The organism is Kitasatospora sp. NPDC101108, from assembly GCF_055584725.1.
Genome location: NZ_JBVJLM010000026.1, coordinates 68,781 through 91,065 on the forward strand (window position 1 = coordinate 68,781; position 22,285 = coordinate 91,065).

Sequence of the window (22,285 nt, forward strand, 5' to 3'; positions counted from 1 at the left end):
GCCCCGTGAAGCCCGAAGGCCCTGGCCCGTAAATCCCGGACCCGTAAAGCCCGAAAGGCCCGGCCCGTAAAGCCCGGAAAAGCCCGAGGACCCCGCCACCACCGGTGACGGAGCCCTCAGCCGTACCACTACCAACGACTGCTACTACTACTGCTGCTACTTCTTCTTGCGCTTCTCCCGAACCCGCACCGAGATCGAGATCGGCGTCCCCACGAACCCGAACTCCTCACGCAGCCGGCGCTCGATGAAGCGGCGGTAGCCCGCCTCCAGGAAGCCCGAGGCGAACAGCACGAAGCGCGGCGGCCGGATGCCCGCCTGGGTGCCGAACAGGATGCGCGGCTGCTTGCCGCCCCGGATCGGGTGCGGGTGGGCGGCCACCAGCTCGCCGAGGAAGGCGTTGAGGCGCGCGGTCGGGATACGGGTCTCCCAGCCCTCCAGCGCGGTCTCGATCGCCGGGACGAGCTTCTCCATGTGCCGACCGGTCTTGGCCGAGACGTTGACCCGCGGGGCCCACTGCACCTGGACGAGGTCGCGCTCGATCTCGCGCTCCAGGTAGTAGCGGCGCTCCTCGTCGAGCTGGTCCCACTTGTTGTAGGCGACGACGACGGCGCGCCCGGCCTCGACGGCCATCGAGATGATCCGGGTGTCCTGCTCGGCGAGGGTCTCGCTGGCGTCGATCAGGACGACCGCGACCTCGGCCTTCTCCAGCGCGGCGGAGGTGCGCAGCGAGGCGTAGAAGTCGGCTCCGGCGGTCAGGTGGACCCGGCGGCGGATACCGGCGGTGTCCACGAACTTCCAGGTCTTGCCGCCGAGTTCGATCATCTCGTCGACCGGGTCGCGAGTGGTGCCGGCCAGCTCGTTGACGACCACCCGCTCCTCGCCGGCGACCTTGTTGAGCAGGCTGGACTTGCCGACGTTGGGCCGGCCGATCAGCGCGATCCGGCGCGGGCCGCCGGGGGCGGCGTCGCCGAAGGTCTGCGGCGGTGCCTCGGGCAGCGCGTCCATGACGGCGTCCAGCAGGTCGCCGGAGCCGCGGCCGTGCAGGGCGGAGACGGGGTACGGCTCGCCCAGGCCGAGCGACCACAGGTAGGCGGCCTCCGCCTCGGTGGACGGGCCGTCGACCTTGTTGGCGCACAGGACGGTCGGCTTGCCCGCCCGGCGGATGATCTTGATCAGGGCCTCGTCGGTGTCGGTGGCGCCGACGGTGGCGTCCACGACGAACAGCACCGCGTCGGCCTGCTCGATGCCCAGCTCGGCCTGGGCGGCGACCATGGCGTCGATGCCGAGGACGTCGATCTCCCAGCCGCCGGTGTCGACCACCTTGAAGCGCCGGCCGTTCCAGCTGGCCTCGTAGGTGACCCGGTCGCGGGTGACGCCCGGCTTGTCCTCGACGACGGCCTCGCGGCGGCCGATGATGCGGTTCACCAGGGTCGACTTGCCGACGTTCGGGCGGCCGACGACGGCCAGCACCGGCAGCCGGACGTGCTCGGCGCCGTCCACGCCGTCGAAGCCGTCGAGGTCGAAGCCCTCTTCGGCGGCGAGGGCCATGAACTCGGCGTAGTCGGCGGCGTCCAGCTCACCGGGGCCGGTGGCGGAGTGCTCTGCGGTCATGTTCGTCTGTTCCGTTTCCCGGCCCGGCCCTTCCCAGGGGCGTGCCGTGCGTACCTGCCCCGAGGGGGCAGCGCGATGGTTTCCGCCGCGGCGCCTCGACGGCCCGCGGTTCGTTCAATGGTCGCCTGACGAGCCGAGTCGTCCAAACAGCTGATCAGACCGAGGACAGCCCCGCCCGCTCCTCCACCAGCGCGGCGATCCGGTCGATCACCTGCTCCAGGGTGAGCTCGCTGGTGTCCACCAGCACGGCGTCCGCGGCCTGGGCCAGCGGGGCCGTCTCGCGCGAGGAGTCGGCGGCGTCGCGGCGGGCGAGGTCGGCGGCCATCGCGGTGATGGTCGCCTCGTCCACGCCCTTGGCGCGCAGCTCGGCCGCCCGGCGCTCGGCCCGGGCCGTCTCGGAGGCGGTCAGGAACACCTTGACGGTGGCCTGCGGGAACACCACGGTCCCCATGTCCCGGCCCTCGGCGACGATGCCGCGCTCGGCGACCTCGGCGCAGCCGCGCTGCAGCTCGACCAGTCGGGTCCGCACCGCCGGCACCGCGGCCACGGCGCTGACCTGCGCCGTCACCTCGGGGCCCCGGATCGGGCCGGAGACGTCCCGGCCGTCCACGGTGATGGTCGGACCGTCGGCGTCCGTACCCGACACGATGACGGGCTTGCCGCACGCGACGGCCACCGCCTCCGCGTCGGTCACGTCGACGTCGTTGGCCAGCATCCACCAGGTCATCGCCCGGTACATGGCGCCGGTGTCCAGGAAGCTCAGGCCCAGCCGGGCGGCGACCGCCCGCGAGACGGTCGACTTGCCGGAGCCGGAGGGTCCGTCGATGGCGACGACGACCGGGGCGTGCGCTCGGTCGGCAGTGTCCACGGGGGCGAACCTCTCTCTGAGCATGGAAGCCGACGCCTGCGTGGGCGGACGGCCGGGGATTGTCTCCCTCAAGGTTAATGGACCGCCGACGCACCCCGTCCCGGACGGTCACCACCCCATCCCGGGCAGGACGTCCGCCAGCTCCGGTCCGGGCCCGGGCTCGCAGCCGATGACGCCGTCGCGCGGGTTCATGATCCCGACGTACCACGGGCCGTCGGCGTCGAGCCGCGAGACGCAGCCGATCCCGAAGCGGATCAAGGCGATCGGTTGGCCCAGCTCCGCGCCGTTCAACCCGTCCACGGCACGGATCCCGTCGGTACTGACCAACCGGGCGCCCTCCGCCCCACTGACCTCCCGCACCCGCTCGATCGTCCACCCCTCCGGCAGCTGCGCCGCCGCCAGCTCGGCCTGCTCGGCCGCCGGATCCACGGCCTCCCGCACGACCTCCAGCACCGCGTTCCCGAGCCGGGGCCGCACGTACTCGCCGTCCCGCTCGATGCCGAGCACCCCGCCGAGGAAGGCCATCGACCGCACCCCGCCCGGCGTCTGCCACCGGAACGGCACCTTCGACACGTGCGAGGGGAAGGCGTTCTCGGTGAACCGCGCTGGGCCCGTCTCCACTGTCCGCCGCTTCCAGGTCCGTCGCGTCGCCCGCCAGTGGAAGTCCGTGCGCGGCTCCGGCCCGGCCTCGGTCTGGGTGTGGGCGAAGAAGGCGGTGATCCACCCCGAGACGAAGTCCCCGCCGGACTCCGACTCCCACTTGTACAGCGAGCGCCAGAACTCCTCGTCCACCGGCCCGCCCGCTGCCGTCGCCGCGATCTCCGCCAGCACCCCGCGCAGCTCGGCGAACCACGGCCCGAGCGGCTCGAACCAGTCCGCGAGCTCCCCGACCCGCGCCGCCAGCAGCGCCCAGTCCTCGGCCGTGCCCTCCAGCCGGACCTTCGGGATGCCGCACAACGAGATCCAGAGGAACTCGTAGTACGGGCTGACCACGTCCATCAGCGCCACCAGCACCGCCGAGACATCGTCCGGCGTGGTCGTCGAGAAGGCCGGCTGGAACAGTTCGACCAGCTCCGGCCCGATCGCCTCCGCCAGCGGCTCCCGGACCAGCCGGATCGACCGCGCCCAGTCCGCCTCGGCACTCAGCAGGCTGTCGTCCCTGACCTGGACGGTCCGCTGCTGCCCCGGGGTGGCGCTGAACAGGCCCTCGTACCGCTCCGCGTTCAGCCGTACGTGCACCGCGACCTCGTGCACCACCGCGTACCAGAGCACGTCCGGCGACAGGCTCAGCGGCAGGTGCTCCGCGAAGGCCGTGTGCGCGGCCCGCAGCAGCAGACTCCAGGTCGGCTCCGGCGCCTTCCGCCGCGGGTCCTCCTCCCGCGGCACCGCCAGCAGCGTGTCCGTGCTGCGGTGGAGCACGGTGAACTCCCCGCCGACCACGGCCGCCAGGAAGGCGTCGTTCCCGACGACGTCCAGCCGGGCCACGTCGCCCGGTTCCTGCCCGTCCCCGAGCCCGACGTCGACGACCACGGCGTCAGCGCTCACAGCCTCACCGACCACAGCCTCACCGACCACAGCCTCATCGATCACAGCCTCATCGATCACGGCCTCACCGACCACGGCCTCAACGACCACGGCGTCATCGATCACAGCCCGCCCCCGTTCTCCCGCTCCAGCACCGCGTGCCCGAGCCGGGGCCGCAGGAACTCCCCGTCCCACTCGATCCCGAGCACCCCGCCCACGAAGGCCATCGGCCGCTCGACCCCCAGGCACTCCCACACGAACGGCACCGTCGACAGGTGCGAGGGGAAGTCGTTCACCGCGAACGCGTCGTGGTGGTACGGCCAGTCCGCCGCCTCCCGCCAGCCGAAGCCCTGCCGCAGCCGGGGGCCGTCGGGAGTCTGGGTGTGGGCGAAGAACGCGGTGAGCCAGCCGGTCACCACCCGCGGTCCGCCGGACACCGAGTCCCACTTGTACAGGGAGCGCCAGAAGCCCTCGTCCACCGGCCCGCCCGCCGCCGTCGCCGCGATCTCCGCCAAGACCGGGCGCAGCTCGGCGAACCACGGCGCCAGCCAGTCGAAGCGCTCCGCCAGCGCCCCGACCCGCGCCGCCAGCAGCGCCCAGTCCTCGGCGGTGCCCTCCAGCCGGATTTCCGGGATACCGCAGCGGGTCTCCCAGCGGAAGTCGTAGTACGGGCTGACCACGTCCATCAGCGCCACCAGCGCCGAGGCCTCGTCGTCCGGCGTCGTGGTGGAGAAGCGCGGCCGGAACAGCTCCACCAGCTCGGCGCCCAACGCGGCAGTGAGCGGCTCCCGGACCAGCCGCAGCGACCGCGCCCAGTCGGCGCCCCCATCCGCCCCGCCCGCCGCACCCGCGCCCATCAACGTGTCATCACGAACGGTGAGCACCCGCTCCCGGCCCGTCGCGCCGAACAGCACCCGGTAGCGCGGCGGGTACATCCGTACGTGCACCGCGACCTCGTGCACGACGGCGTACCAGAGCACGTCCGGCGACAGGCTCAGCGGCAGGTGCTCCGCGAAGGCGGCGTGGGCGGCGCGCAGCAGCAGACTGCAGGTCGGCTCCGGCTCGACGAGTTCCGGCTCGACGAGTTCCGGATCGTCGAGCCGCGGGCGGACGGGCCGGGGCAGCTCGACCATCGCCGTCACGCTGCGGTGGCGGATCCGGAACCCCCCGCCCATCACCGCCCGCAGGAACCGCTCGTTCCCGAGGTCCACCGGCTCACCGGACGAACCGTGCCGGGCCTCCCCCAGCGGCAACTCGATGATCACTCCCGCTCCCCTCCCGCCCGCCCGCCCTCGCCACTCCAAGGCTCCCGCTCCCCGGCCCGGTCCCGGGACCCACGCCCCTGCCCGCTGCCGTTCCCGCGCCCCGCCCGACGGCCGTCAGTCCCGAACGCTCCAGCCGCCCGCGCGCAGCGCCGCCGTCAGCCGCTTGACCGACGTCGGCGCCACCGACAGCTGGACGAAGCCGACCTGCTGCCCGTCCGAGTGCTCGATGAGGACGTCCTCGATGTTGACCCCGGCCTCGCCGACCTCCCCGAACAGCCGGCCCAGCTCGCCCGGCTGGTCGCCGAGCACCACCGCGACGGTCTCGTACCGGGTGGGCGGGGCGCCGTGCTTGCCGGGGATGCGGGCCTGGCCGGTGTTGCCGCGCCGCATGACCGCCTCGATGCCCTCGGCGCCGGCCCGGCGCTCGCCCTCCTCCTCGGCCGCCATGGCGCGCAGTGCGATGACGGTCTCGCCGAGGTCGCCGGCGACCTCCTCCAGCACGTCGGCGACCGCGCCCGCGTTGGCGGACAGGATGTCGACCCACATCGCCGGGTTGGAGGCGGCGATCCGGGTCACGTCGCGCACGCCCTGGCCGGAGAGCCTTATGGCCGTCTCGTCCGCGTTCTCCAGCCGGGCCGCGACCAGCGAGGAGACCAGCTGCGGGGCGTGCGAGACCAGGGCCACGGCCCGGTCGTGCGCGTCCGCGTCCATCACGATCGGCATCGCTCCGCACAGCGCGACCAGTTCCAGCGCGGCGTTGAGCGTGTCGGTGTCGGTGTCGGCGGTCGGGGTGAGCACCCAGGGGCGGCCCTCGAACAGGTCGGCCCGGGCGGCCAGCGGCCCGGAGCGCTCGCGGCCTGCCATCGGGTGACTACCGATGTAGTGGACGGTGTCCAGGCCGAGGGCGGCGATCTCACTGCCCGGGCCGGACTTCACGCTGGCCACGTCGGTGTACCAGTGCGCCAGGTTGCGGCGCTGGCAGTCCGCGAGCACCTTGCCGACCAGGGCCGGCGGGACGGCGATGATCGCCAGGTCGACCGGGCCCTCGGCCGGTTCGGTGGTGCCGGCGCCGAGCGACTCGGCGGTGCGGGCGGCGTCCGGGTCGGCGTCCTCCAGATGGACGGTCAGCCCGCGTGCGGCCAGGGCCAGGGCTGCGGAGGTGCCGATCAGTCCGGTGCCGACGACGACGGCAGTGCGCATGGCGGGTGGCTCTCCTCGATCACGGTTCTCGACTGGACGGTTCTCGCTGGCGGTGCTCAACAGGTGCCACGGTCCCAACGGGTGCCGCGCCACCGGAACCGGCCGGGGGCACCCGCGCCCCATCCTCCCATCCGACGGCCCCCGAAAACCCCGGCCCCCGAAAACCCCCGACCCCGCCAACCCCGCCGACCCCATCAACCCCCAACCCTGCCAACCCCGTCAACCCGGCCCCGCCAACCCCGGGCCCCGCACCCCCGGCGCCCCCGGCAACCACCGCGCCCCCGTCCTCGTCTCCCACGGTGCACACGCCGCGCCCCGGCAAATCCGGCGACGCCCGGCCCCGAGCGGGGCACACTGGCCGCCAGGGGGCGGCGGGGCGAGCCGCGGCACACCGGACGCGAACGAAGGGGTTGCGCATGGACGACCAGCACAGCAGTCACACCGGGCCGTCGAAACCGCCGGCCGTACCGGCCCACCCGTCGGTGCTGGAGTCCGTCGTGGTGTACGCCGAGGGCGCGGTGTGCCGCCGCCGGGCCACCGTCCCGGTCCCGCCCGGCGGACGGCTGCGGCTGACCGGCCTGCCCGGCTCGCTGGACGCCGACTCGCTGCGTGCCCGGGTGCTCGCCGGACCGGTCGGCACGGCGGTCGTCGAGGCCCGTCTGGAGACCGTCGCCGAGCTCCACGAGAGCGACGAACTCCCGCGGCTGCGCCGCGCGTTGGAGGAGGCCATGGAGCGCCAGGGCGCACTGAACGAGCGCCACCGGCTGGTCCGGACCGCGATCGCCGAAACCGCCGCGCTGCGCGCCGTCCCACCCCAGCGCCGCCGCGACGAACCGCTGCGCCGCACCCCCGCCGACGCCTGGCTGGAGCTCGCCGACTTCGTCGACGAGCGACTGGCCCGCCTCCAGGAGCGCGCCGAGCAGCTCACCCGGGAGATCGAACTCGCCGACCACGAGCGCCAGTTGGCCGCCGACCGACTGGAGCGCGCGTCCACCGCCGGGCGGACCGAGCCGGTCGAGGCCACCGACACGGTCGTACTCACCCTGTCCGCTCCCGAACAGCCCGGACGAGCCGCCCAGGTGGAACTGGAGCTGGAGTACGGCGTCCCCGCCGCCCGCTGGGTGCCCGCCTACCGCCTCAGCCACCGCACCGGCGCCGACACCGCCCAGCTGGTCCTGCGCGCCGCCGTCGCGCAGCACACCGGCGAGGACTGGACGGGCGTACGGCTCGCCCTGTCCACCGCCGACCTGGAGCGCCGCACCGACCTGCCCCGGCTCTCCTCCCTGCGGATCGGCCGCAGCCAGCCCGCCCCGCCGCCCTCCGGCTGGCGCGAGCCCCCGGCCGGCCTGTCCGACCTCTTCACCGGCTACGACGCGGCCGCCGCCGAGCGTCCCGTCACCCCCCGCCCCGGCGCCCCGATCCCGGTCGCGGCCGTCACCAGCTACACCGCCGGGCCCGCCGAAGCCGCCGAGCGCCGCCGTGGGCCCCGGCCCGGAGGCGCCCGGCCCGCCGCCCACGCCGACTTCCGCCCGGACGAGGCGGCATCGGCCGGCCCGCCCGCCGGCGGCTCACTCGGTGTCCAGGAGCCCACTCCCCTGCCCCCACCACCCGGCTTCGCCGGCTACGGCGCCGCACCCGCCGTGAGCGCCCCACCCCCCTCGCCGACCACCCCCGCCCCCGTGCCCCAAGCACCCGGCGGCGCCCCCATGGCCCAGGCCTTCGGCGGCGCGCCGCCGCGGATGGCCCTGCGCCGCCCCGCCGCCCCGCCCCCGGCCACCGGCCTCGCCCCCGACACCGTCCTGCTCGACTACCCCGGCCTCCGGCTGGCCGGCCCCGACGACCCCGCCGACCGCCGCGGCACCCTGCGCCCCGACCCCGCCCGGGTCGAGCGCGCCGAGCTGGAACGCTTCCTCCCCGGCGGCCCCGGCGGCGCCCGGCTGCGCGACCTCCCGCTCCCCCGCCACGCCGTCCCGCCCCGCCGGTCGGCCGGCTCCTTCGACCACCGCTTCGACGCCGCCGCCCCCGCCGACATCCCCTCCGACGGCACCTGGCACTCCGTCACGGTCGACGAGATCCCGCTCTCCGTCAGCCCCGAGTACGTCACCGTCCCCGCTGTCGAGCAGAAGGTGTACGCGACCCTGGTGCTCGCCAACCGCACCGACCGCGCCGTGCTGGCGGGCCCGGTCGAGGTCACCGTGGACGACGAGTTCCTGCTCACCGCCGCCCTGCCGACCCTCGCCCCCGGCGAGACCCGCCACCTGGGCGTCGGCGTCACCGAGAGCATCGAGGTGGCGCGCCGCACCCAGCTGCACGAGTCCGCCACGGGCATGCTGAAGGGCAACAGCACGGTGCTCGACCACCGGGTGCACGTCCAGCTCGCCAACCGGCTGGGCCGCGCCGTCACGGTCGAGGTCCGCGAACGCGTGCCGCTCGCCTCCGATGCCGAGATCCGGATCGAGGAGCGCGCCGACTGGCACGCACCGGCCGTCCCCACCCCGGAGTGCCCGCCCGGCACCCGGCTCTGGCGGATCGAACTGCCGCCGGGCGGCCGCACCGAGCTGGACGGCGGCTACCAGATCAAGATCCCGGCCGGAAAGGCCATCGTCGGCGGAAACCGGAGGAACTGACAGATGACCGAAGAGACCGTCCCCCTCCCCGTCACCGCCGTCACCTGCCTGGAGGACCGCGCCCAGGTCGAACGCGCGGTGACCGTCGAGCTCGCCGAGGGCGTCCAGCGACTGCGGCTGGGCCCGCTCACCGCCCTCGCCGTCGACCGCACCCTGCGCGCCGAGTCCGCCGCCCCCGGCACCCGGGTGCTGGAGGCCCGGCTGGTGCGCACCTGGACCCCGCGCGCCCCGCTGCCGCCCGGTCCGGAGGACTCCGCGCTGCGCCACCGGCTGCACGAACTGGAGACCGAGTCCCGGCTCGCGGAGCAGACCCGGGCCCGCCTGGAGGCCCGTCTCGCCCTGCTCGCCCAGCTGAGCTCCGACCTGCTGCGCGAGGTCGGCGAGGGCGCCGGCGTCGGTGAGATCGAGCGCACCCGCTGGGCCCGCGAGCTGGACCGGGTGGACGCCGAGCGCGAGCGCTACGGCGAGGAGCTGCGCGCCACCCACTCCCGGCTGCGCCGGCTGGACCAGGAACGCTCCCAGGCCCTGCTGGCCCTGGACCGGGCCGAGGAGGAGCCCGCCGAACTGCTCGCCCACCTGGAGCTGACCGTCGAGGCCGAACGGCCCGGCCCGACCGCGCTGACCGTCCACCACCTGGTGCCCTGCGCCCTGTGGCGCCCGTCCTACCGCGCCACCCTGACCGGCGGCGAACTGCGCCTGGAGTCGGAGGCGGTGGTCTGGCAGCGCACCGGCGAGGACTGGACCGGCGCCCGGCTGACCTTCTCCACCGCCCGGTCCGCGCTGGCCACCGATCCGCCCGCGCTCACCGAGGACCGGCTGACCCTGCGCGAGCGCACCGACGAGGAGCGCCGCACGGTCGAGGTCGAGCTGCGCGAGGAGGAGGTCGGCACCCTCGGCCCGGGCGCCGCCGTCCCCGGCCTGGACGACGGCGGCGAGGTACGGGTGCTGCCCGCCCCCGCCCCGGCCACCGTCCCCTCCGACGGCCGGGCGCACCGGGTCCCGCTGGGCGCCTTCACCAACCCGGCGAAGACCGAGTTCGCCTGCGCCCCCGAGCTCTCCCCGCTGGTCACCCAGGTGGTCCGGTTCCGCAACGCGGCCGGGCACCCGCTGCTGGCCGGCCCGGTCGAGCTGGTGCGCGGCAGCGGCTTCGCCGGCCGCGGCGAGCTGCGCTTCACCGCCGCCGGCGCCGAGGCCGAGCTGTCCTTCGGCAGCACGGACGGCTACCGGGTGGTCCGCGAGACCGACGAGCGCCGGGCCACCGCCGCCCTGAGCGGCCGCCAGACCACCACCCGCACCGTCCACCTGCACCTGTCCCGCTTCTCCGGTCCGGAGGAGCGCGACGAGCAGCTGGTCACGGTGCGGGAACGGGTCCCGGTCTCCGAGGTGGCCGACGTAGAGGTGCGGCTGCGCAAGGAGGAGTGCTCCCCGGCGCCGGACTCCTTCGACGCCGAGGGCATCGTCCGCTGGGACGTCCCGCTCGGCCCGGGCGCCCGCCGCAGCCTCACCCTGGTGTACGAGGTCTCCGCCTCGGCCAAGGTGGCCGGGCTGTGAGGCCGGACCGTACGGCCGCCCCGGGACCGGGCCGTGAGGCCACCCGGCGGCCACCGTACGGCCCGCCGCCCGTGACGACCGCTCAGGACCGGAATCGGAATCGGAACCGGAAAGCGGGTACAAAAGGAACATGATCCTCCATCTCGCACCCCTGGACGACTGGCTGGCCGATCCCGGCCGCCCGTACGCCACCGCGTCGCTGCTCACCGACGGGTTCATCCACTGCTCGGCGGACGAGCAGACGGCTCTCGCGGTGGCCAACGCCTTCTTCACCGACACCCCGGACCCGCTGATGGCGCTGCTGATCGAGGAGTCACTGGTGGAGCCGATGGTCAAGTGGGAGCCGCCGCACGGCGCCCCGCCGCCCGGCGCCACCCCCGGGGTCCTGTTCCCGCACATCTACGGCCGGCTGAACCGCACCGCCGTGGTCGGCCTGGAGAAGGTCGAGCGCGGCCCCGACGGCCGCTGGTCCTCCCTCAGTCCCTGGAGCTGAGGAACCGCGGCCCGAGGAACCCCGGGCCGCAGAACCGGGGACCGGTGAACCCCCGGCCGCTCACAGCCACCCCCGCTCCCGGGCCGCCATCCCGGCCTGGAAGCGGGTGGTGGCGCCCAGCGACCGCATCAGGGCCTGCAGCCGCCGCTGGGTGGTCCGGGCGCTCCAGCCCAGCGAGCGGGCGATCGACTCGTCGGTCAGCCCGGCGGCGAGCAGGCCGAGCAGCTTGCGGTGGTCGGCGTCCGGCTCCGGCGACGCCTCCCCGGTGCCGATCGCGGCCTGCAGCTGCACGGCCCGCTCCCACTCCGCCTCGAACAGCGTGTCCAGCGCCTGGAGCAGCGCCGAGGGGTGGATCACGTAGGCCGCGTCCAGCACGCTGTCGCCGACGCTGATCGGGATGATCGCCATCCGGTCGTCCGAGATGATCATCTTCATCGGCAGCGTCGGCCTCACCCGCGCCTCCTCGCCGTCCGCGACGCCGACCATGATGTTCTTCTCCAGCCGGCCGGGCCAGGCCACCGCGTCCCGGTCGTAGATCGTCCGGAACCTCAGCCCCTCCCGCAGCCGCCGCCGTTGCAGCGGCATCGCCGCCACCGGGTCCTGGATGTACGGCGGGCGGTCGAAGCCGCGCACCTGGTACTGGCTGGTCCCGGTGATGTGCTCCAGCCGCTGGGCGATCGCCTCGCCGCCGGTCAGCACCTCCACCGAGTGCGCCGGGTCGGTGTAGCGCGAGGCCTCCCGGAAGGCGTCCATCAGCCGGTGCATCTCGGCCCGGGCGTGCCGCAGTTCGGACTCCCGGTGGCCGATCAGGGTCCCTATCGCGACGTCCGGGGCCACCGGCAGGTAGCGCTCCCGGTCCACCGGCGCCCGGGTGGCCATCCCGTGCTGCGCCAGCCGGTCCAGCGCGCGCACGCACTGCTGGAACGTCAGGGCGCAGCTCTCGGCCAGCTCTTCCGCGGTGGACTGCGGATTGGCCACCAGCGCCGCGTACACCTGCCCGTCCGGCTCGGCCAGTCCCAACGGGCCGAGCGCGTGCCCCGCGGACCGCCCCAGTGCTGCATCGGACACGACGCCGTCTCCCCCTGTTCGCCCCGGAACACCCCCTCCGGCGCCGTGCTGGCGCAGTCCCGCCACTCGGCGGCCCGGTGCTCCGGTGGCCATCCTCGGCCACGGATCATGACACTGACAAGGCCGTGACCAGCGGTTGCGTCCCGGCTCACAGCCAACGCCGGAGGGCCCCCCGCCCGTGACGGGGGGCCCTCCGGAGAAGTGCCTGAACCTGCCGGTTACAGACCGACCTCGCGCATCAGCTGGCCGACCTCCGGATTGGTCAGGCGGCGCAGCCAGCCGGACTTCTGGTCGCCGAGCGCGATCGGACCGAAGTGGGTGCGCACCAGCTTCTCGACCGGGAAGCCGACCTCGGCCAGCATCCGGCGGACGATGTGCTTGCGGCCCTCGTGGAGGGTCACCTCGACCAGGTAGTTCTTTCCGACGTTGGAGACGACCTTGAAGCTGTCGGCACGGGCGTAGCCGTCCTCCAGCTCCACGCCCTGGGCCAGCTGCTTGCCCAGGTCGCGCGGGATCGGGCCCTGGATGGCGGCCAGGTAGGTCTTGGTCACGCCGTACTTGGGGTGGGTGAGGCGGTGGGCCAGCTCGCCGTGGTTGGTGAGCAGGATGATGCCCTCGGTCTCGGTGTCCAGCCGGCCGACGTGGAACAGCCGGGTCTCCCGGTTGGTCACGTAGTCGCCCAGGCACTGGCGCCCGTCCGGGTCCTCCATGGTGGAGACCACGCCGGCCGGCTTGTTGAGCGCGAAGAACAGGTAGGACTGGGTGGCGACGGTCAGGCCGTCCACCTTGATCTCGTCGTTCTGCGGGTCGACCCGCTTGCCCTGCTCGGTGACCCGCTTGCCGTTGACCTCGACCCGGCCCTGCTCGATCAGTTCCTCGCAGGCGCGGCGGCTGCCGACGCCGGCCCGGGCCAGCACCTTCTGCAGACGCTCGCCCTCGGGCTCGCCGAAGGTCTTGGGCAGCTTGACGGCCGGCTTGTCGTGCCGGGCGAGGACGGCGTCCTCGATCTTGGCCTGCAGCTCGCGCGAGCGCTGCGGCTGGCGGCGCGGGTCGCCCGGGGCGCCCTGGCCCTCCCGGCGCGGGCGCGGGGCCGGACCGGGGCGACGGCCGGCGAAGCCGCCGCGCGCCGGGGTGGCGTTGGGGCCGCCGCCGTACTCGGGGCGGTCGTACTTGCGCTCCTCGGGCCGCAGCGGGCGGTCCGGGTAGCGGCGGTCGTCGCGCCGGTCGTCCCGGCGGCCGCCGTCCCGCCCGTACGAGCCGCCGCGCGAGCCCGAGCCCGAGCCGCCGCGCGAACCCGAGCCCGAACCCGAGCCGCCGCCGTAGGAGCCGCCGCGACCGCTGCCGCCGCCGTACGAACCGCCGCCGTACGAACCGCCGCGCGAGCCCGACCCCGAGCCGCCGCGACCGCTGCCGCTGCCGCCGCCGTAGGAGCCGCCCCGGCCCCCGCCCTGTCCGCCGCGACCGCTGCCGCCGCCGCTGTTCCTGCCGTTGCCACTGCTACGCATCAAAGTGTCCGTACGTCGTTCCGTCTGGGATGTGCGGTCGTCTCGGCCGACCTCACCTCCCCCTACCGATCGTGCGTTGCCCGACCGGCCTCGCCACTACCGTCCGCGGCCTGCACGGCAGCGGCGGCGACCGCCTCCGCGATCATCGTGCCCTCCAGGGACTCCGCTTCCACGTCGTCGACCTCGGGCAGGAAGGGAGCGAGCTCCGGCAGCTCGTCCAAGCCGCGGAGCCCCATCCGTTCCAGGAAGTAGTTCGTCGTCCGATACAGGATCGCACCTGTTTCGGGCTCGGATCCGGCCTCTTCCACCAGTCCTCGCTGTACCAGGGTACGCATCACGCCGTCACAGTTCACACCGCGGACGGCGGAAACCCGAGATCTGGACACCGGCTGCCGGTAGGCGACCACCGCCAGGGTCTCCAGCGCGGCCTGGGTCAGCCGGGCCTGCTGGCCGTCCAGCAGGAAGCGGTCGACGGCCGCCGCGCAGGTGTCCCGGCTGTAGAACCGCCAGCCGCCGGCCACCAGCCGCAGGTCGAACCCGCGCCCCTGGGCGGCGTACTCGGCGGCCAGCTCGCGCAGCGCCCGTGCCACTTCGGCCCGCGGCCGCTCCAGCGCCCCGGCCAACCGCTCCTCGCCGACCGGCTCGTCGACGACCATCAGGACGGCCTCCAGCTCGGCCCTCAGCCCCGGCCCGACGGGCTCCTCGGGAGCAGCAACGGGCTCCTCGGGAGCAGCGACGGGCTGCTCCGGCACCGCCGCCGGCCCGGCCACCGGCTCCGGCAGCAGCGCGAAAGCCGGCTCCAGCCACTCCTCGGCCCTGGGCCGCCCCGGCAGCCCGAGCGGGCGCCGCACCGGCCGCCCGCCGTCGTTCCCGCCGCTCATCGCCGCCCGTCCTCCTCCTGGGACCGCTCCGGCTCACCCGCCGGCCGGTCGAACTCGTCGGTCACCTCGACCGCTCCCCGGCCCGCCTCGGCCACCCAGCGCACCCGCAGCTCGCCGAGCGCCTCCGGCTGCTCGAAGGCCAGCACCCGCTCCCGGTAGAGCTCCAGCAGCGCCAGGAAGCGGGCGACCACCACCAGGGTGTCCGACGCGTCCCCGACCAGCTGCTGGAAGGAGGCCTCGCCGAGGCCGGTGAGCAGGTCGACCACCAGGGAGGCCTGCTCGCGCACGCTGACCGGCGGGGTGTGGATGTGGTCCACGTACACCACCGGCTTCGGCCTGGGCTCCATGGCCTTGGCCGCCAGCCGGGCGAGCCGCTCCGGCCCGACGCTGATGACCACCTCGGGCAGCAGCTCCGCGTGCCGGGGCTCCAGCCCGACGGTCCGGGGCCGCCGCAGCAGCTCGGCCGCCCAGCGCTCGCCGAACAGCGCCGCCGCCCGCTTGTACGCCCGGTACTGCAGCAACCGCGCGAACAGCAGGTCACGCGCCTCCAGCAGGGCGAGGTCCGCCTCGTCCTCGACCTCGGCCACCGGCAGCAGCCGGGCGGCCTTGAGGTCGAGCAGGGTGGCGGCCACCACCAGGAACTCGGTCGCCGCGTCCAGGTCCCAGTCCGGGCCCATCGCCCGGATGTGCGCCAGGAACTCGTCCGTCACGGTGGCCAGCGCGACCTCGGTGACGTCCAGCTTGTGCTTGGCGATCAGGCCGAGCAGCAGGTCGAAGGGGCCCTCGAAGTTGTCCAGCCGTACCCGGAAGCCGCCCCGCGACTCCTCCTCGGTGGCGTTCACGGCGCTGGCGGCTGGTTGGACGGTGCTCGGCATGACGGTCCATCTTCACCCGCCCGCCCGGCCCGGCCCGCCCCGGGTCCCACCGACACGCCGACACGCCGACACGCCGACCAGCCGACAGATCGACCCGCCGACCCGCCGACCCGGCGCGCCGCCCTCGGCGCCCGGAGGGGGCGCCCTACCGGCCGCGCAGCCGCCGGACCAGGATCGAGGCCTCGCCGCGCTGTTCCAGGTCCGCCAGGACGACCGCGATGGCCTCCCGGACGATCCGTCCGCGGTCCACCGCCAGGCCGTGCTCGCCGCGCAGCACCAGCCGGGTGTGCTCCAGGTCCATGAGCTCCTCGGCGGACACGTACACCGTGATCTTCTCGTCGTGCCGCTCGCGCCCGCTCGGGCGGCGCGGCGCACGGCCGCGCGGGCGGGCGCGTCCGGCGCCGGCCTGCTCCTCGGGGGCACCCGCGTGGGCCCGGCCCGCCGGTGCGGCGGCGGGGCGGCCCCCGGTCACGGTCTTCCCGGCCTGGACCTCGCCCGGCGCGGCGCCCTGGCCCCCGGCCGTCCGCTGGACGGGCGGCTGCCCGGGCGCGGGCACCGTGGCGGCGGGCTGCTGGTCCTGCGGCGCCCGCCGGTCGTCCTGGGCGGCCTCGGCCCCTTCGGCGCCGTCCGTGCCGTTGACGGCCCGCGCGGTCTCCGGTCTGGATGCCTCGGCGGCCGGACGCGGCGCGAGGGACGGCGACAGCGCCATCCCGCCGGTGGTCCGGAACAGCTCGTCGGCACCCGGGAGACTCACTCGGCGGGGCGGCACCGGTCGAGCACCTCCCTGGCGAGCTGGCGGTAGGCGGCGGCACCGACCGAGTTGGTCGCGTACGTCGTGATGGGCTCGCCGGCGACGGTGGTCTCCGGGAAGCGCACGGTCCGCCCGATGACGGTGTGGAAGACGTGCTCGCCGAACGCCTCGACGACCCGCGCCAGCACCTCGCGGCTGTGCACGGTGCGCGAGTCGTACATGGTGGCGAGGATGCCGTCCAGGCGCAGCTCGGGGTTGAGCCGCTCGCACACCTTCTCGATGGTCTCGGTCAGCAGCGCGACACCGCGCAGCGCGAAGAACTCGCACTCCAGCGGGACGATCACGCTGTGAGCGGCCGTCAGCGCATTGACCGTCAGCAGGCCAAGCGAGGGCTGGCAGTCGATGATGACGTAGTCGTAGTCCGGCAGCAGCGGCTTCAGGGCGCGCGCCAGCGCGGACTCCCGGGCCACCTCGCTGACCAGCTGCACCTCGGCGGCGGAGAGGTCGATGTTGGAGGGCAGCAGGTCCATGCCGGGGACGGCGGTCTTGAGCAGCACCTCATCGGCCGTCAGGCCCCGCTCCATGAGCAGGTTGTAGACGGTGACGTCGAGCTCCATCGGGTTGACGCCGAGGCCGACGGAGAGCGCGCCCTGCGGGTCGAAATCGACGAGCAGCACCCGGCGGCCGTACTCGGCCAGCGCCGCGCCCAGGTTGATGGTCGACGTGGTCTTGCCGACGCCGCCCTTCTGGTTGCACATGGCGATGATCTGGGCGGGGCCGTGCTCGGCGACCGGCGCGGGGATCGGGAAGTACGGGAGCGGACGGCCGGTCGGGCCGACCCGCTCGCGGCGCTGGCGCGCGGCGTCGGGGGCCAGCGTGGCGGCGTACTCCGGGTCCGGCTCGTACTCGGCGTCCGGGTCGTCGTAGGCACCGTAGGCGAACTCGCCGTAGGCCAGGCCGTAGGCCGCCAAGTCGGCGTCGTGGTCGGTCACCGTGGTCACCTGCGCTGTGTTCTGGCGTGCTTCGAAGGTACGGAGTGCGACCGAGCCGACCTCGGCCGAGCCCACGGAGGGCTGCCGGGCCCCGGGCTCCTCACTCGGCTGGCCGGCGGTGTGCTCCGCCAGTCCTGGCTGACCACCCCCGGGAGCAATTGTCGACTCATTCACAAGTCGTCTTACCTCCTTGGGGATCCAGGACTCTATGTCGATTCGTCAGCGTGGCAGCATGCCGACGGTTTGCGACTCTAGGCCGTTCAAGGCGTTCGCAGCAACACAATCCACGGTAGTGGGCACGATGTGTCGACTATCGGGCGGGCTGCTGTCAAGGGATGAGCGGGCTTATGACCCTAACGTTTCCGCGGGCGGCTGCGGGTCGGGTGACACGACCGACGGGAATTGACGACAGAGCGACCCGCCCGGTCCACCCGGCGTTCACGGGCACGGCGAAGCCCCCGGCCCGAACGGATCGGGTCGGGGGCGAACGACCGCCGTGCGGTCAGGGAGTTCAGGCGAGCACGCTCTCCAGCGTGACCGACTCCAGGCCGAAGGCCTCGGCCACGGCCGGGAAGGTGATCTGGCCCTCGTGGACGTTCAGGCCCTTGGCGAGCGCCGGGTCGCGGCGCAGCGCGTCCTTCCAGCCACGGTTGGCCAGCTCCAGCACGTACGGCAGGGTGGCGTTGGTCAGCGCGTAGGTGGAGGTGTTCGGGACGGCGCCCGGCATGTTGGCCACGCAGTAGAAGACCGAGTTGTGGACCTGGAAGGTCGGGTCGTCGTGCGTGGTCGGGCGCGAGTCCTCGAAGCAGCCGCCCTGGTCGATGGCGATGTCGACGAGCACGGAGCCCGGCTTCATGCGGGAGACCAGCTCGTTGGTGACCAGCTTCGGGGCCTTGGCGCCCGGGATCAGCACGGCGCCGACGACCAGGTCGGCGTCCAGGACGGCCTTCTCCAGCTCGAACGAGTTGGACATGATGGCCTTGATCTTGGTGCCGAAGATCCGGTCGGCCTCGCGCAGCTTGTTGATGTCGCGGTCCAGCAGGGTCACGTCGTAGCCCATGCCGATGGCGATGGTGGCCGCGTGCCAGCCGGAGACGCCACCGCCGATGACGACGGCCTTGGCCGGGTGGGTGCCGGGCACGCCACCGGGCAGCACGCCGCGGCCGCCGGCCGGACGCATCAGGTGGTACGAGCCGACCTGCGGGGCGAGGCGGCCCGCGACCTCGGACATCGGGGCGAGCAGCGGCAGCGCGCCGTTGCCCAGCTGCACGGTCTCGTACGCGATCGCGGTGGTGCCGGAGGCGACGAGCGCGTCGGTGCCGGCCCGGTCGGCCGCCAGGTGCAGGTACGTGAAGAGGGTCTGGCCCTTCCGCAGCCGGTGGTACTCGGAGGCGATGGGCTCCTTGACCTTCAGCAGCAGGTCGGCGGTGGCCCACACCTCGTCGGCGGTGGGGAGGATGGTGGCGCCGGCGGCCACGTACTCCTCGTTGGGGATCGAGGAGCCGAGACCGGCGTTGTCCTCGATGTAGACCTCGTGTCCGTTGCGGACCAGCTCATGCACGCCGGCGGGCGTGATGGCCACGCGGTACTCGTGGTTCTTGACCTCGCGGGGGATGCCGACCTTCACGACTGAACACGTCCTCTTGCCATGGGGGTCCCGACCGGAGAAGACCGGTGGGCGACGCGCACGTGGGGAGCCTCCGGGCAGGCCGGGGCAGGGGATCGCTGCGCGACTGAGTTCGAGTGTAATGAAGCCCAGGCGGCGTGTCAGCCTTCCAAATCGAATAATTTCGCCGAACACATTGGCAGGTTCGTAGGCTTCCACTGGAACTTACCCGCCATAAGCGCTCCAACCGGGCACTTTCGACGATACCTCCGAAACCCCCCTCACCACCCGCCGTCGGCCCGTTCCCGCAGGTCCGCGAGGGCGGCCCCGACGGCCTCCCGGCCCCGTTCGTCGCCGATCCGGCGCAGCACCGCGAGAGCCGCCCGGTACTCCCGGTCGGCCTCCTCGAAGCGGCGCTGCGCGGTGTGCGCCTCGGCCACCCGGGCCAGCAGCCGGGCCTCCGCCGCGTGGTCCCCCAGCGACTGCCGCAGTCCGAGCGCCCGCCCGTACCAGTCGGCGGCGCGCACCGCGTCGCCCAGCGCCCGGTGGCAGCCGGCCGCGCCCTCCAGGGCCCGGGCGCAGAGCGGTTCGTCGCCGACCGCACGGGCGTGCTCCAGGGCGGCCCGGTAGTGGGTGCCGGCCTGCTCCCAGCGGCCCGCCGCCGCCTGGAGGTCGCCCAGGTTGAGCAGCGCGGCCGAGGCCCGGCGGGGGCGGCCGTTGCGCTCGGCGACGGTGAGCACCAGTTCGTGCAGCCGGTACAGGTCGGCGGGGGCGGCCGCGCCGGTCAGCGGCAGCGCCCGCAGCAGCGCGGTGACCAGCCGACCGGCCGAGCCGTCCAGGTCGCCCTGGCCGATCGCGTCGGCCACCGCGCCGAGCAGCAGCTCCCGCTCGCCGAGCAGCCAGTCCCGGGCGTGCTCGGCCGAGCTCAGCCGCAGCGCGGCCGGCAGCGGGTCGGGGGCCGGTCCGTCGCCCGGGTCGAGCAGCGCGCGGGCCGACTCGGTGAGCCGGACCAGCCGCTCCAGCAGCCGGGCCCGGGCGAGTTCGGTCTCGGCAGGCCGGTCCTCCTGCTCCCGCAGCCGGACCAGCCGCGGGTAGAGCCGCCCGGGCACCCGGTAGCGCGGGGTGCCGTCGACGGCCGGCGCCTCCTCGCCGAGCAGTTCCCGCTCGGCGAGCGCGGCCAGCGTCGCGGCGGCCTCCGGCGCCGGGCAGCCGACCAGGGCGGAGGCGGTACGCGGGTCCGCGGTCTGCGCCGGGGCCAGGGTGAGGGTGCGCAGCATCCGCGCCTGGGCGGCCGACAGCCCCCGGTACAGCAGGGTGAAGGCGCCCAGCAGCGGGTCGTTGTCGGGGACGGGTACCGGCTCCGCGGGCTCCGGCCCGGGCTTCACCCAGGTCGTCGGGTCGGCCGGGGCCGATCCGGCGGTGGTGGCGGCCTCGGCCGCCTTCCCCTCCCCCTTCTTCTCCTGCGGCCCAGGCCGCCCCGACCGGTCGGCCTTCCCGGCCCTTCCGGCCCTCCCGGCCTTCCCGGGCTTCCCGGGCCTGGCCGCGTCCCCGTCGGACTGCGCGGGCTCCGACTGCTCCCCCACCACCCGGTTGAGCTCGCGCGCCGCCTCCGTGACGGCGAGCTTCGGGTCGCCGCGCAGCCACCCCGCCATCAGTCGCAGCGTGGCGGGCCGGGCGGCGCAGGCCTCGGCGAGGTCGGCCCCGCCGACCGGATCGCAGGAGATCCGGGTGCCGCCCACCAGGTCGGCCAGCAGTTCCGCGGAGGCCTGCCGGTCCAGCCCGCCGAGGATCACCGGGTCGATGTCCTCGATCCCGGTGAGCGGCCCGGCCGTGGTGGCGACCACCAGGCAGCCGGGTTCGTCGGCGAGCAGCGGCCACACCTGCCCGGCGTCCCGCACGTCGTCCAGCACCAGCAGCACCTTGTGCCCGGCCAGCGCCTCCCGCAGCGCCACGCAGCCCGGCTCGTCCCGACCGTCCTCCACCACTCCGGGCAGCGGCACGGCGGCCTCGGGGTCCAGCTGCTCCAGCAGCAGCCGGGCGGCCCGGCCCGGCGGCACCCGCCCGCCGTCGGGGGCGGAGAGCCGGGCGAACAGCACGCCGTCGGGGTAGTCGGCGGCGACGGTCCGGGCGAAACGGGCGGCGAGCGCCGTACGGCCCGAGCCGGGCCGCCCGGCCAGCACCAGGACGGGGCAGCGGCCGCTCACCCGCCGGGTGGCACCGGCCCGCAGCGCGGCGAGCTCGGCGCGCCGCCCGACGAACAGCGCGGGCCCGGCCGGCAGTCGGTCGAGCCCCGGGACCGCGCTCGCGGGCGCGTCGGGGCCGGGGTCCATCGTCGCCGTCTTCCTCGCCACCCGTGCCCACTCCCGACGTCGTCCCGCGCTCAGCGCTCGGCGCAAAAAATGCGGGCGGCCCGGGACGGGCGCCCTGTCTGGGAAGCGTAGTTCGACCGTCCGGCTGATCCGAGGTGACATCCGGTCGTACGAACCGGCAAATCACCCCAAGGCATCAAGCCGGGTCGTTCGCCGACGTTCCTCGGGGCGCCCGCGCCTCGGGTTGCTCAGACCTCGGGAGGCTCAGACCTCGGGAGGGTTCACGCCTCGAACGGCCGGGCCGGCCAGGGCGCGTCCGGGCGGCGCAGCCCGTCCAGGCCCTCCGGGGAGGTCAGGGCGGCGTGCAGGGCGAGGGTTCCGGTGATCAGGGTCGGGTTGTGCAGCCGCCCGGCGTGGATCCGCCGGATCAGTTCGGGCACCGGCACCCAGGCGACCTCGATCTCCTGCTCCTCGCCCTCGGCCGCGAAGCGCTCGCCCTCGGCGTCCGACAGGTCGGTCGCCAGGAACATCCGCAGTGCCTCGTCGGTGCCGCCCGGGGAGGTGTAGTAGTCGGCGAGGATCCGCCAGGTGTCGGCCTTGCAGTGGGCCTCCTCGTACAGCTCGCGCTGGGCGGCGTGCCACGGGTTCTCGCCCGGCACGTCGAGCAGGCCGGCCGGCAGCTCCCACAGCCGCTGGCGGACCGGGTGGCGGTACTGGCGCAGCACCAGCACCCGCTCCTTGTCGTCCAGGGCGAGCACGGAGACCGAGCCCGGGTGGGTCTGGTAGTCGCGCCGGGCCCAGCTGCCGTCGGGCATCCGGACCTCCTCGCTGCGCACACCGGTGACCTTGCCCTGGAACGGCGTGGAGCTGCCCCGGACCTCCCACTCCTCGGCCGTGTCGGCGATCACCACGTCGCGCTGCTCGTCCATCGCTCTCCCCTTTTCGTCAGTACGACACAATCTAACGCCGGACGGCGGCCCCGCGGGAATCGCGGGGCCGCCGTCCGGTGAACGACCGAGGCCGAGGAGAAGACGACTACTCGCCGGCCGGGGCGGTCTTGATCGCGATGGCGGCCTTGACCAGGCCCGCGAACAGCGGGTGCGGGCGGGTCGGACGGGACTTCAGCTCCGGGTGGGCCTGGGTGGCCACCAGGTACGGG

At 74.5% G+C, this 22,285-nt stretch carries 17 protein-coding genes; 3 read left to right on the forward strand and 14 right to left on the reverse strand.

Features of this window, described 5'->3' with window-relative positions; all coding sequences use genetic code 11:
• Window positions 1-156: 156 nt before the first annotated feature.
• The 5 genes from der to ACZ6Z8_RS34425 form a co-directional block, all read right to left on the reverse strand.
• Entirely contained in the window at window positions 157-1,611 is a 1,455-nt protein-coding gene (gene der, locus ACZ6Z8_RS34405) for a ribosome biogenesis GTPase Der (protein WP_402828687.1), read from the reverse strand.
• Between the two features lie 154 nt (window positions 1,612-1,765).
• Window positions 1,766-2,479 carry a (d)CMP kinase gene (cmk, locus tag ACZ6Z8_RS34410; RefSeq protein WP_465613942.1) on the reverse strand — a complete coding sequence of 238 codons (714 nt, stop codon included), beginning with the start codon at window positions 2,477-2,479 and terminating at the stop codon, window positions 1,766-1,768.
• Between the two features lie 108 nt (window positions 2,480-2,587).
• Window positions 2,588-4,024: a DUF4419 domain-containing protein gene (locus ACZ6Z8_RS34415; RefSeq protein WP_465613943.1), complete on the reverse strand. Its 1,437-nt coding sequence runs from the start codon at window positions 4,022-4,024 to the stop codon at window positions 2,588-2,590.
• A gap of 101 nt (window positions 4,025-4,125) precedes the next feature.
• Window positions 4,126-5,268, reverse strand: a complete 1,143-nt coding sequence (locus ACZ6Z8_RS34420) for a DUF4419 domain-containing protein (protein WP_465613944.1) — start codon at window positions 5,266-5,268, stop codon at window positions 4,126-4,128.
• 114 nt (window positions 5,269-5,382) lie between these two features.
• On the reverse strand, window positions 5,383-6,468 hold the full coding sequence (locus tag ACZ6Z8_RS34425) for a prephenate dehydrogenase (RefSeq protein ID WP_465613945.1): 1,086 nt from the start codon (window positions 6,466-6,468) through the stop codon (window positions 5,383-5,385).
• 416 nt (window positions 6,469-6,884) lie between these two features.
• Between ACZ6Z8_RS34425 and ACZ6Z8_RS34430 the strand changes: the two genes are divergently transcribed.
• The 3 genes from ACZ6Z8_RS34430 (at window position 6,885) to ACZ6Z8_RS34440 (ending at window position 11,139) form a co-directional block, all read left to right on the forward strand.
• On the forward strand, window positions 6,885-9,095 hold the full coding sequence (locus ACZ6Z8_RS34430; protein ID WP_465613946.1) for a mucoidy inhibitor MuiA family protein: 2,211 nt from the start codon (window positions 6,885-6,887) through the stop codon (window positions 9,093-9,095).
• A 3-nt stretch (window positions 9,096-9,098) separates the two neighbouring features.
• Entirely contained in the window at window positions 9,099-10,646 is a 1,548-nt protein-coding gene (locus tag ACZ6Z8_RS34435) for a mucoidy inhibitor MuiA family protein (RefSeq protein WP_465613947.1), read from the forward strand.
• Window positions 10,647-10,776: 130 nt separating this feature from the next.
• Window positions 10,777-11,139, forward strand: a complete 363-nt coding sequence (locus tag ACZ6Z8_RS34440) for a DUF952 domain-containing protein (protein ID WP_465613948.1) — start codon at window positions 10,777-10,779, stop codon at window positions 11,137-11,139.
• A gap of 60 nt (window positions 11,140-11,199) precedes the next feature.
• On the opposite strand, the gene ACZ6Z8_RS34445 is transcribed toward ACZ6Z8_RS34440, so the two are convergent.
• The 9 genes from ACZ6Z8_RS34445 to ACZ6Z8_RS34485 all read right to left on the reverse strand — a co-directional run bounded on the left by ACZ6Z8_RS34445 (window position 11,200) and on the right by ACZ6Z8_RS34485 (window position 22,055).
• Entirely contained in the window at window positions 11,200-12,207 is a 1,008-nt protein-coding gene (locus ACZ6Z8_RS34445; RefSeq protein WP_465613950.1) for a TrmB family transcriptional regulator, read from the reverse strand.
• A gap of 218 nt (window positions 12,208-12,425) precedes the next feature.
• Entirely contained in the window at window positions 12,426-13,712 is a 1,287-nt protein-coding gene (locus tag ACZ6Z8_RS34450) for a pseudouridine synthase (protein ID WP_465613951.1), read from the reverse strand.
• 62 nt (window positions 13,713-13,774) lie between these two features.
• Window positions 13,775-14,593, reverse strand: coding sequence for an SMC-Scp complex subunit ScpB (gene scpB / locus ACZ6Z8_RS34455; RefSeq protein WP_465613952.1), 819 nt, complete (start codon window positions 14,591-14,593; stop codon window positions 13,775-13,777).
• The gene (locus ACZ6Z8_RS34460; RefSeq protein WP_465613953.1) at window positions 14,590-15,468 is read right to left on the reverse strand and encodes a segregation and condensation protein A; all 879 of its coding nucleotides are present in this window, start codon (window positions 15,466-15,468) and stop codon (window positions 14,590-14,592) included. Before ACZ6Z8_RS34460 ends, scpB begins: the two co-directional genes overlap by 4 nt.
• A gap of 145 nt (window positions 15,469-15,613) precedes the next feature.
• Window positions 15,614-16,222: a hypothetical protein gene (locus tag ACZ6Z8_RS34465; protein WP_465613954.1), complete on the reverse strand. Its 609-nt coding sequence runs from the start codon at window positions 16,220-16,222 to the stop codon at window positions 15,614-15,616.
• A complete protein-coding gene (locus ACZ6Z8_RS34470; protein WP_030245868.1) occupies window positions 16,219-17,286 on the reverse strand; it encodes a ParA family protein in 1,068 nt (355 codons plus the stop codon). The genes ACZ6Z8_RS34465 and ACZ6Z8_RS34470 overlap by 4 nt, the downstream gene beginning before the upstream one ends.
• 436 nt (window positions 17,287-17,722) lie before the next feature.
• On the reverse strand, window positions 17,723-18,838 hold the full coding sequence (ald, locus tag ACZ6Z8_RS34475) for an alanine dehydrogenase (RefSeq protein ID WP_465613955.1): 1,116 nt from the start codon (window positions 18,836-18,838) through the stop codon (window positions 17,723-17,725).
• Window positions 18,839-19,098: 260 nt separating this feature from the next.
• Window positions 19,099-21,168 (reverse strand): tetratricopeptide repeat protein, encoded by a 2,070-nt coding sequence (locus ACZ6Z8_RS34480; RefSeq protein WP_465613956.1) that lies wholly within the window; start codon window positions 21,166-21,168, stop codon window positions 19,099-19,101.
• Between the two features lie 239 nt (window positions 21,169-21,407).
• The gene (locus ACZ6Z8_RS34485; RefSeq protein ID WP_465613957.1) at window positions 21,408-22,055 is read right to left on the reverse strand and encodes an NUDIX domain-containing protein; all 648 of its coding nucleotides are present in this window, start codon (window positions 22,053-22,055) and stop codon (window positions 21,408-21,410) included.
• Window positions 22,056-22,285 lie beyond the last annotated feature (230 nt).